Source organism: Acidovorax sp. CF316 (assembly GCF_000276605.1).
GTDB lineage: Bacteria > Pseudomonadota > Gammaproteobacteria > Burkholderiales > Burkholderiaceae_C > Acidovorax.
Map to the genome: position 1 here is coordinate 22,013 of NZ_AKJX01000196.1, position 10,618 is coordinate 32,630.

Annotated in this window: 9 protein-coding genes; 7 read left to right on the forward strand and 2 right to left on the reverse strand. The window is 69.1% G+C overall.

The features are described from left to right. Nucleotides 1–200 precede the first annotated feature (200 nt). Both PMI14_RS23880 and PMI14_RS23885 read left to right on the forward strand, forming a co-directional pair. On the forward strand, nucleotides 201–1,580 hold the full coding sequence (locus PMI14_RS23880; RefSeq protein ID WP_007858138.1) for an ammonium transporter: 1,380 nt from the start codon (nucleotides 201–203) through the stop codon (nucleotides 1,578–1,580). Nucleotides 1,581–1,610: 30 nt separating this feature from the next. Further along, entirely contained in the window at nucleotides 1,611–1,934 is a 324-nt protein-coding gene (locus PMI14_RS23885) for a hypothetical protein (protein ID WP_007858139.1), read from the forward strand. A 4-nt stretch (nucleotides 1,935–1,938) separates the two neighbouring features. Here PMI14_RS23885 and PMI14_RS23890 read toward each other — a convergent pair whose 3' ends face one another. Further along, the gene (locus tag PMI14_RS23890; protein ID WP_007858140.1) at nucleotides 1,939–3,612 is read right to left on the reverse strand and encodes a GMC family oxidoreductase; all 1,674 of its coding nucleotides are present in this window, start codon (nucleotides 3,610–3,612) and stop codon (nucleotides 1,939–1,941) included. 279 nt (nucleotides 3,613–3,891) lie between these two features. Here PMI14_RS23890 and PMI14_RS23895 point away from each other — a divergent pair, with 279 nt between their 5' ends. From PMI14_RS23895 to PMI14_RS23915, 5 genes are all read left to right on the forward strand, one after another. Next, nucleotides 3,892–5,019 (forward strand): ABC transporter permease, encoded by a 1,128-nt coding sequence (locus PMI14_RS23895; RefSeq protein ID WP_007858141.1) that lies wholly within the window; start codon nucleotides 3,892–3,894, stop codon nucleotides 5,017–5,019. A 4-nt stretch (nucleotides 5,020–5,023) separates the two neighbouring features. Beyond that, a complete protein-coding gene (locus tag PMI14_RS23900; protein ID WP_007858142.1) occupies nucleotides 5,024–5,917 on the forward strand; it encodes an ABC transporter ATP-binding protein in 894 nt (297 codons plus the stop codon). Beyond that, a complete protein-coding gene (locus PMI14_RS23905; RefSeq protein WP_007858143.1) occupies nucleotides 5,917–6,894 on the forward strand; it encodes an MlaD family protein in 978 nt (325 codons plus the stop codon). The genes PMI14_RS23900 and PMI14_RS23905 overlap by 1 nt, the downstream gene beginning before the upstream one ends. A 35-nt stretch (nucleotides 6,895–6,929) precedes the next feature. After that, nucleotides 6,930–7,607 (forward strand): ABC-type transport auxiliary lipoprotein family protein, encoded by a 678-nt coding sequence (locus PMI14_RS23910; protein WP_108016676.1) that lies wholly within the window; start codon nucleotides 6,930–6,932, stop codon nucleotides 7,605–7,607. 370 nt (nucleotides 7,608–7,977) lie between these two features. After that, nucleotides 7,978–8,919 carry a hypothetical protein gene (locus tag PMI14_RS23915; RefSeq protein WP_007858145.1) on the forward strand — a complete coding sequence of 314 codons (942 nt, stop codon included), beginning with the start codon at nucleotides 7,978–7,980 and terminating at the stop codon, nucleotides 8,917–8,919. A gap of 148 nt (nucleotides 8,920–9,067) precedes the next feature. Here PMI14_RS23915 and PMI14_RS23920 read toward each other — a convergent pair whose 3' ends face one another. Continuing rightward, nucleotides 9,068–10,426, reverse strand: coding sequence for an NAD(P)/FAD-dependent oxidoreductase (locus PMI14_RS23920; RefSeq protein ID WP_007858147.1), 1,359 nt, complete (start codon nucleotides 10,424–10,426; stop codon nucleotides 9,068–9,070). Nucleotides 10,427–10,618: the final 192 nt, after the last annotated feature.

Genomic DNA, 10,618 nt, shown 5'->3' on the forward strand with positions numbered 1-10,618 from the left:
CCTCGTCCAGCACACCGGGGCGCGCTTTCGAGTGACGGTACTGTAATGGCGGCACCCGCTTGGTGCATTGGGGGTTTCCCGCCCCCATTTGGGGGAGCAGATCGGGCGGGGAGGCGCCCGGATTGCCCCAAATGGGGCTTTTTGCTTGGCATGCCTTGTGCGTTGTGCCTTGTAACAAATTGCGAAAAGGGAGCTTCCACATGCGGGCAGTCATCCATGGGTTCGTCACGGTCATGGCCTTGTGCCTTGGGCTCTGCACCGCAACGGCCTGGGCGCAGGCGCCCGCTCCCGAAGCCGCCGCATCGGCCACCATGGCCACGCCTGCACCCGCACCCTTGACGCGCCCCGGCCTGGTGGCCAAGGAGGCCATCAATGCCGCCGACACCGCCTGGATGATGACCTCCACGGCCCTGGTGCTGCTCATGACGCTGCCGGGCATCGCCCTGTTCTACGCCGGCATGGTGCGCCGAAAGAACGTGCTCAACACCATGGCCAGCGTGGTGGCCATCGCCGCGCTGGTGAGCCTGTGGTGGTTTGCCATCGGCTACTCCTGGGCCTTCACCCCGGGCAGTGCCTGGCTGGGCGGCACCGAGCGCATGGGCTTTGCCGGGTTCGATTTCCAGCTGGCGGCCGGCAAGCTCTCGGTGAGCCATGTCGCGCCGGCCATTCCCGAGTCGGTCTACGCCATGTTCCAGCTCACCTTCGCCATCATCACCGCCGCGCTGCTGGTGGGGGCCGTCGTCGAGCGCATGCGCTTTTCCGCGATGCTGCTGTTCATCAGCCTGTGGACGGTGTTCATCTACGCACCCGTGGCGCACTGGGTCTGGGAGCCGGGCGGCTGGCTGGCGCAGATGGGGGCCCTGGACTTTGCCGGGGGCTCCGTGGTGCACGTGAACGCCGGCGTGGCCGGCCTGGTGTGCGCCTGGTTCCTCGGGCGGCGCAGCGGTTACGGGCGCGAGCCGTTCGAGCCCTACAGCCTGGCGCTGACCATGGTGGGCGCGGGCATGCTCTGGGTGGGCTGGTTCGGCTTCAACGCCGGCTCTGCCGTGGCAGCCGACGGCCGGGCAGGGCTGGCCATGGCCGTCACCCATGTGGCCGCCGCTGCCGGCGCGCTGTCCTGGATGCTGGGCGAGGCCGTCATGCGCGGGCGGCCGTCCTTGCTGGGCCTGTGTTCGGGCCTGGTGGCCGGGTTGGTGGCCATCACGCCCGCCGCCGGCTTCGTCACCCTGCGCTCGGCCGTGGTCATCGGCCTGGTGGCCGGTCTGGCCTGCTACTGGGGCGCAACGGGGCTCAAGCGCCTGCTGCGTGCCGATGACTCCCTGGACGTCTTCGGCGTGCACGGCATCGGCGGCATCGTGGGCTCGCTGCTCACCGGCGTGCTGGCCAGCCGCAGCGTGGGCGGCGTGGCGGGCAGCCTGTGGACCCAGGCCATCGGCGTGGGCGCGGTGATGCTGTTCAGCCTGGTGGGCACGGCGCTGCTGCTGTGGATCACCAACCTCGTGCTCGGCCTGCGCGTGGATGAGCAAAGCGAACAGGTGGGTCTGGATATTGCACAGCATCGGGAGCGCCTGGGTCAGTAGGCCTGCCAACGTTCTGAGGAGTTCATCACCATGCAGGACAGCGACAAACTCGCCATCGCAGCGCATCTGCACGTGCTGCTGCGCCGCAAGACCGGCCGCGTGACCGACACCGAGTGGATGGCGGTCAACGCCGAGTACGCGCTGGAGGTCGTGCGCTTCGCACGCCAGCATGCGCTGGAGGACGGAGTGCCCGAGCTCGCTGAATGGGCCGACCGGCTCGATCGGGCGGTGCACGAGCCGGCCCCTGCGCCGCAGCGTCGCCCCTTGCTGGATGCCGCCAGCCAGGCGGTGCGCCAGCGCCTGGTGCCTGCTCCGGTCGTCGAGGTACCCCGCTACGTGGGCGGCATACGCTGACGGCTTACGCCCTCTGCGCCGCCAGGATCCATTCGGACGCCTTCTCGGCCAGCATCAGCGTGGGCGAGTTGGTGTTGCCGCTGGTGATGGTGGGCATGGCGCCCGCATCCACCACGCGCAGGCCGGCAATGCCACGCACGCGCAGCTGCGAATCGAGCACGGCCATCGGGTCGTCGGCCCGGCCCATGCGCGTCGTGCCCACGGGGTGGAAGATGGTGGTGGCGATGTCGCCGGCCAGGCGTGCCAGGTCTTCATCGCTCTCGAACTGCACGCCGGGCTTCCACTCCTCGGGCTGGTAGCCCGCCAGGGCCGGCTGGGCCACGATGCGGCGCGTGACGCGCAGGCTGTCGGCGGCCACCTGCCGGTCCTCGGGGGTGCTCAGGTAGTTGGGGGCGATGGCCGGCGCGGCCTGGAAGTCCGCGCTCTTGATCTGCACCGTGCCGCGGCTCGTGGGGTTGAGGTTGCAGACGCTGGCCGTGAAGGCCGGAAAGCTGTGCAGGGGCTCGCCGAAGGCATCGAGCGACAGGGGCTGCACGTGGTATTCGATGTTGGGCCAGGGCTGGCCGGGGTCGCTGCGCGTGAAGGCGCCGAGCTGGGACGGCGCCATGCTCATGGGGCCGCTGCGCTTCATCGCGTACTCCATGCCGATCTTGGCCTTGCCCCAGAGCGAGCTGGCCATGGTGTTGAGCGTGGGCACGCCGTTGACCTTGAACACCGCGCGGATCTGCAGATGGTCCTGCAGGTTGGCGCCCACGCCCGGCAGATCCTGCACCACGTCGATGCCATGCCGCTGGAGCAGGTCGGCCGGGCCGATGCCCGACAGCTGCAGCAGCTGGGGCGAGTTGATCGCGCCGGCGCTCAGGATCACCTCGCCGGTGGCGTGGGCGGTGACCATCTCATGCCCGTCCCAGACCTTCACGCCCGTGCAGCGGCGCGTACCGTCGGCCTGGGTCTCGATGATGAGCTGCGTGGCATGCGCGGCGGTCCACATCTCGAAGTTGGGCCGGCCGTAGCAGGTGGGGCGCAGGAAGGCCTTGGCCGTGTTCCAGCGCCAGCCGCTCTTCTGGTTGACCTCGAAGTAGCCCACGCCCTCGTTGCTGCCGCCGTTGAAGTCGTCGGTGGCCGGGATGCCGGCCTGCTGCGCGGCCTTGGAAAAGGCGTCCAGCACGTCCCAGCGCAGGCGCTGCTTCTCCACGCGCCACTCGCCGGTGCTGCCGGTGGACTTGTTGCCGTGCAGGCGCTTGAAGTTCTCGTTGACCTCGCCGGGCTGGTCCAGGCGCCAGTGGTCCTCGTGGCGACGGAAGTAGGGCAGGGCGTTGTCCCAGCGCCAGCTGGCATCCCCGGTGAGCTCGGCCCACTGGTCGTAGTCGCGCGCCTGGCCACGCATGTAGATCATGCCGTTGATGCTGCTGCAGCCGCCCAGTGTCTTGCCGCGGGGGTAGCGCAGGGTGCGGCCGTTCAGACCGGCATCGGGCTCGGTGTTGTAGAGCCAGTCGGTGCGCGGGTTGCCGATGCAGTACAGGTAGCCCACGGGAATGTGTATCCAGTGGTAATCATCCTTGCGACCCGCCTCGATGAGCAGCACGCGCTTGCGGCCGTCGGCGCTCAGGCGGTTGCACAGCAGGGCACCCGCTGTGCCGCCGCCGATGATGATGTGGTCAAACGTGGTGTCGCTCATGGGAAGTACGGTGTGGCAAAGGGGTGGCGCAGGTTGATCGGAAGGGTCGGCGCCATTGTGCGGAGCGCGTTGGTGGTGTCGAGGGGGTAAACGCGGCTTGCTAGCAAGTTTGTAGCTCGCATGGCTTGCAGGATTTGCGATTGCAAGCAATTTGATAATAATTGCAAGCATTCGGGCCCGTGTCGTGCTTGCACGCAAGGGCTTGTCCTACCTGCGGGCCATCGGCTCCGCTACCATGCTTCCCCAACTCCCTTACCGGTGGCTTGCGCCGCCCGTTTCATGACCGACCCTGCCCCGCGCATTGCCCGCACCGACACCCCCGAAGGCCCGGGGCTGCTGCTGCATGGCCGCTGGGGTGCTGCAGAGCTGGGCACGCGCAGGCAGTGGAAGTCCCTGTCCGCGCAGCTTGAGGCGCAGCCGGGCGGTGCCGGGCTTGGCTGGGACCTGCGCCAACTGCAGTGGCTGGACCACGTGGGCGCACAGTTGCTGTGGAACCACTGGGGCCGCGCCTGGCCCGAGCGCCTGGCGCTCACCGACATCCAGCGCGACATCCTGGAGCGCGTGGCCGAGTTCACCGTGGCCGAGCCGCCGCCGCCCGAGCCCTGGAGCCTGGCCAAGGAGGTGGACCACCTGGGCCTGCTGGTGCTGCACGGCGTGGACCATGCGCGCCACATGCTGCAGATGGTGGGGCAACTGGTGCTGGACCTGCTGCGCCTGGCGCGCGCCCCCCAGCGCGGCCCCTGGCGCGACGTGTCGGGCCACCTGTACCGCATGGGCGCCACGGCGCTGCCCATCACGGCGCTGGTCGGCTTCCTGATCGGGGTGGTGCTGGCCTACCTGATGTCGCTGCAGCTGCGCCAGTTCGGCGCCGAGTCGTTCATCGTCAACATCCTCGGCATCTCGCTGATCCGCGAACTCGGGCCCATGCTCGCAGCCATCCTGGTGGCCGGGCGCTCGGGCTCGTCCATCACTGCGCAGATCGGCGTGATGCGCGTGACCGAAGAGCTCGATGCCATGCGCGTCATGGGCATCCCGCATGGCTTTCGGCTGGTGATGCCGCGCACGCTGGCGCTGGCGCTGGCCATGCCGCTGATCAGTGTGTGGACCACGCTGGCCGCGCTGGCCGGCGGCATGCTGGCCGCCGACGTCGCCATGGACATCTCGCCCGCGTATTTCGTGCAGGCCTTGCCCTCCGCCGTGAAGATCGGCAACCTGGGGCTGGCCATGGCCAAGTCGGTGGTGTTCGGTGCCTGCATCGCGCTCATCGGCTGCCATTGGGGCCTGCGCGTCAAGCCCAACACCCAGAGCCTGGGCGAGGGCACCACGGCCTCGGTGGTCACGTCCATCACCATGGTCATCATCGTGGATGCGCTGTTTGCCATCGGCTTCAAGAGCATCGGGATCTGACGCCATGGCCACCACGACAGACACCGCTCCCATCGCTGCCATTGGCAATAGGCCGCAGGCGCTGGACGTGCCCCCGGGCACCCCGCCCGTGGTCGAGGTCAAGGGCCTGTGGAGCGTGTTCGGCAAGGGCAGCGAAGCCTTCGCCGTGCACCAGGACCTCGAATTCACCGTGCAGCGCGGCGAGATGCTGTCGCTGGTCGGCGGCTCGGGCACGGGCAAGACGGTGCTGCTGCGCCAGATACTGGGGCTGGCGCGGCCCGCGCGCGGCACGGTCACGGTGCTCGGCCGCCCGGCCTCCGAGATGGGGCGCGCGGGCGCGGCCAGCCGGGTGGGCATGCTGTTCCAGCATGGGGCGCTGTTCTCGGCCTTCAACGTGCTCGACAACGTGGCCTTCGCGCTGCGCGAACAGGGCACCCTGCCCGACGATCTGGTGCGCGATGCCGCGCTGGTCAAGCTGCAGATGGTGGGCCTCAAGCCCGAGCATGCCAGCCGCATGCCGGCCGACCTGTCGGGTGGCATGGTCAAGCGTGTCGCCCTGGCGCGTGCGCTGGTCATGGATCCGCCGCTCCTGCTGCTCGACGAGCCCACGGCCGGGCTCGACCCGAACAGCGCCGACGAGTTCTGCGCGCTGCTGCGCGAGCTGCACGCGGCGCTGGGCCTCACGGTGGTCATGGTCACGCACGACCTCGATACCCTGTTCGCCCTGTCCACGCGGGTGGCCGTACTGGCCGACAAGAAGGTTATCGTCACCGGGCCACCCACCGAGGTGGCGCGCTTCAAGCATCCCTTCATCGAGCACTTCTTCATGGGTGAACGTGGCCAGCGCGCCATGGCCCCCCTGGCAGGCTCGCCCGGGCAGCCGGCCGCGGCCCCAACGCAGACTTCCAAGGACGCCTGATGGAAAACAAATCACACGCACTCGCCGCCGGCATCTTCGTCATCGTGGTGGCCGCCATGCTGGCGGGCCTGGCGATCTGGCTCACGCGCGACAACGCCAACTACGAGCAGTACGAGCTGTCCACCAAGGACGGCGTGAGCGGCCTGCAGCCCCAGGCCACCGTGCGCTACAAGGGTGTGGCCGTGGGCAAGGTCACGCGCATCGGCTTCGATCCCCAGGTCAATGGCAATGTGCTGATCCGCATTGCCGTGAACGAGCAGGCCCCCATCAGCCCCAACACCTTTGCCGTGCTGGGTTACCAGGGCGTCACCGGCCTGGCCCACGTGCAGCTCGACGATGCGGCCTCGCCGTATCCCGAGCTGCCGCCCGGTCCGAGCGGCCTGCCGCGCCTGCCGCTCAAGCCTTCGCCGTTTGGCCGCCTGGCCGAACAGGCGCCGGCCATCCTGGGCCAGGTGGAGGAGGCCACGCGCCGCATCAACCAGCTGCTCGGCGACAACAACCAGAAGCTGCTCACCGAAGCCATCGGCAACATCGGCCAGGCGGCCGGCAGTGTCAACGCGCTCACCAAACGCCTGGACACCACGGTGCAGACGCGGCTGGACCCGGCCCTGGCGTCGCTGCCAGCGCTGGCCGGCGATGCGCGCCAGACCTTGCAGTCGCTGCAGAAGGCCGGTACCAGCGTGTCGGACATGGCGGCGGGCATCAATGCCACCAACCAGCGGCTTGCGGCCGAGGGTGGGGCCATCGACCAGATCACCCAGGGCACCCAGGCGCTCACGCGCGCGGCCGACGCGCTGGGCAGCAACACCCTGCCGCGCGTCACCCGCGCGGCCGATGAACTGTCGCGCACGGCGCGCCAGATCGGCCGGGCCGCCAACAGCGTGAGCGACAACCCGCAGTCCTTCATCTATGGCTCGGGCCGCATCCCCCCCGGTCCGGGCGAAGAGGGTTTTGCCGCACCCGGTGCCGCGCGCTGATGGCGCTGTCCGACGCATTCAAGGAGTACATTGCCATGCTGGATATCCAACGCACTGTCTCGGGACGCCTGGAGCGCCGGAGCGCCGCCCTGGTGTGCGCCGCCGCCCTGCTGGCCGGTTGCTCGGCCCTGCCCGGCCCTCCCACACGGGCGGTGCAGTACGACTTCGGCCCCGGCGCCATGGCGACGGCACCGAGCGACCGCCGCGCCCCGCTGCCGCCGCTGGCCCTGGCCGATGTGGAAGCCACCGGCATGCCCGAGAGCAGCACCTCGGTGCTCTACCGCCTGGCCTACGCCGATGCCCAGCAGCCCCGGCCTTATGCACAGGCACGCTGGAGCCAGCCTCCGGCCGTGCTGGTGCAGCAGCGCATCCGCGAGCACCTGGGCCTGCGCCGGGCCATCCTGAACACCAGCGATGCGGCCGTGCAGGCCCGCGTGGCGAACAAGCGCCCGACCGTGCTGCGCCTGGAGCTCGAAGAGTTCAGCCAGGTGTTCAGCAGCGCCACCGAGAGCGCGGGGCTGGTGCGCCTGCGTGCCACCGTGGCCGAACCGACCCCGCTGGGCGAGAACCTGGTGGGCCAGCGGGTCTTCATCGTGCAACGCCCTGCGGCCACGGCCGATGCGGCGGGAGGGACCCGCGCGCTTGCCGAGGCGGCCCAGCAGGCCGCGCGCGACATCGACGAATGGCTGGAGCAGGTGGTGCAGGCGCGCTGAGGCGCCAGCCCTCGCAGCGAGTGGCCTGCAGCGGTTGAAACACTTTGTGTATTCGGCCCAAACCCTACTTTGGTAGGGTGCCCCGGTACGCAACCCTCTTCCATAATGGCCCGGACCGTGTTGACGATCTGTTCGGGGCCGCGCAAGTCCCTTGTCGGGCAGCAACCGCAGGCGCTGCCCGACACGGCTTCGCATGGATCGTCAGTACGTTCCTGGCGTGCACAAACGCCTGGTGCCTGCCGCAGCGAGAAGCTGTTGGTTGGTTTTTTCTTCTTCCCCGCCCTGTGGGCGCGTGGCGGGGCGGCGCACGCTGAGCCACCCTGGCCCCCGCAGGCTCCGATCCACGTTCATTGCCGAGGTCATTTCCCGTATGTTCTTCAAGCCATCGCTGCTGCGCTCCGCCTGCGCCGCCACCATCGCCCTTGCCGCCACCGCCACCACCGCCTGGGCCGGTGACAAGCTCTATGTGCAGGACAGCGGCAAGATCATGCTCGTCGATGTGGACGCCAAGTCCCTGACCCTGGTGTCGCGCCCCACGGTGGACGGCTCCATCACCGACATCGCCACCAACGCCGCCGGCACGCTGTATGTGCTGACCTTCACTTCGCTGTACCGCCTGGATGCCGCGGGCAACGCCACGCTGATCGGCAAGCACGGCATCAATGGCGCCAACGCACTCACCTTCGACGGCGGCGGCCGGCTGTTTGGTGCCTCCAGCACCAACAAGAACCTCTACCAGATCAATCCCGACAACGCGCAGTCCACCATCGCCGGCACCCTGCCCGCGCAGTCGGCGGGCGACCTGGCCTACCTCAACGGCCGGCTGTTCTTTGCCGGCGAGAACGACTCGCTGGGCATCGTCAACCTGCGCAACAACCAGCAGTCGGCCAACGTCGGCAGCTTCGGCCTGGCCACGTCGGTCTACGGCCTGGCCGAAGGCGACAGCAACACCCTGTACGGCGCGGCATTCGACAAGCTGTTCAAGGTGGACCCCTCCACCGGCGCCATCAGCTACGTGATGAACTTCACGGGCCTGGGCCAGGCCGGTGGCCTGGCACCGTTCAAGGCGGTGGTCACGCGCGCCGAAGACCGGCTGTTCAACTATGCGGAAGACAGCTTCCCCACCATGTTCAAGCCCTCGTTCGCCCCTTCGCTGACCTCCGGCAACCAGTACTACCGCTTCTACCGCGACACCGGCACCATCCTGTCCATCAGCAACGGCCAGTTGAGCTACACCTCGGTGGGTTCGGCACCGGGCGTCCTGGGGGCAGTGGATACCTTCCTGCCGCTGGCGATCGGCGCTGGGTACTGATTCGGTACATCCCCCTGAGGCGCTTCGCGCCTTCACCCCTTCTCTCGAATTGCTGCGCAATTCGGGAAGGGGGACGCAACCCGTGCGGCGGGGCGGCCCTTGCACGGTTGCTCTGGCTTGGGTAGTGCGTGCGCACAGGCTGTGGGTTCTATTCCTGCAGCTGTTTCTTGGCGCCTTCAATGCCGGTCACCACGCGGGCGTAGCGCGCGAAGCTCCAGTAGGCCCAGCCCCAGTCCATGAGAACGACCAGGCGGTTGCGAAAGCCGATGAGGAAGTAGACGTGGGCGAAGAGCCAGAACAGCCAGGCGAAATAGCCTGAAAAGCGCACCGGCCCCATGGGCGAGGTGAGGTCCACCACGGCGGCGTTGCGGCCGATGGTGGCCAGGTTGCCGTAGTCGCGGTAGCGAAAGGGCTGCGCGGTCTGCCCGGCCAGGCGGCGCAGCACGTTGGCGGCGGCGGCGCGGCCCATCTGCTTGGCGCCGGGCGAGACGCCTGGCACGGGCGTGGGCTCCTGGCCGGGCACATGGCTCTTGGCTGCAGCCAGGTCGCCCACCACGCTGATCTCGGGGTGGCCGGGCAGGCTGAGGTCGGGCTCCACCACCACCCGGCCGGCACGGTCCGTGGTGCTGCCCGTGGCGTCGGCCAGCAGCCGCCCCAGCGGCGATGCCGCCACGCCCGCGCCCCACACGATGCACTGGCTGGGAATGGTGTAGCTGGTGGCGGCAGGGTCTCCGCCCGGCGCGGGGCCGGCCACCGTGAGGCCGGTGGCGTCGATGGCGGTGACCCGGGCATTCACGCGCACCTCCACCCCCAGCTTTTCCAGCTGCTCCTTGGCGCGCTGGCTCAGGGCCTCGGGCATGGCCTGCAGCACCCGCGTGCCGCCTTCGAGCAGGATGATCCTGGCGCTGGCCGGGTCGATGTGGCGGAACTCGCCAGGCAGGGTGTGGCGCGCGATCTCGGCCAGGGTGCCGGCCATCTCCACGCCCGTGGGCCCACCGCCCACCACCACGAAGTTGAGCCAGGCGGCGCGGCGCACCGGGTCGCCCTCGCGCTCTGCGGCCTCGAAGGCCAACAGGATGCGGCGGCGGATCTCGAAGGCGTCGTCCAGGGTCTTGAGGCCAGGCGCGAACGGGGCCCAGTCGTCGCGGCCGAAGTAGCTGTGGGTGGCGCCCGCAGCCACGATCAGGTGGTCGTAGGGCAGGGCATCACCGCCCTGCAGCAGCACCTGGCGCGCGGCCACATCGATGCGCTCCACCTCGCCGAGCAGCGTGGTCACGTTGGGCTGCTTGCGAAACAGGTGGCGCACGGGGGCTGCAATCGCCGGCGCCGAGAGCCCGGCGGTGGCCACCTGGTACAGGAGGGGCTGGAAGAGATGGTGGTTGGTCTTGTCGATGACCGTGACATCGACGGCGCTGCCGTGCAGCGCGCGGGCCGCTTCGAGCCCGCCAAACCCGCAACCGATGATGACGACCCGAGGGCGGATGGCTGTATTGGGAATGCTGCTCATGGCTGCATTATGGGCAGTCTGCGCGGGACCATCCCAATACGGAATCGCTGGCGTCGTTGGTTCTCTGGGTCAGTTGCCCATTGCGCTGCACGACACCCGCTGCGCACGAAACTGGCGTGCGCCAAAGCCAGTGCCCCCGTGCAAGGGCCGCCCCGCCGCACCGGGGGCGTCCCCCTCCCAGATTGCGAAGCA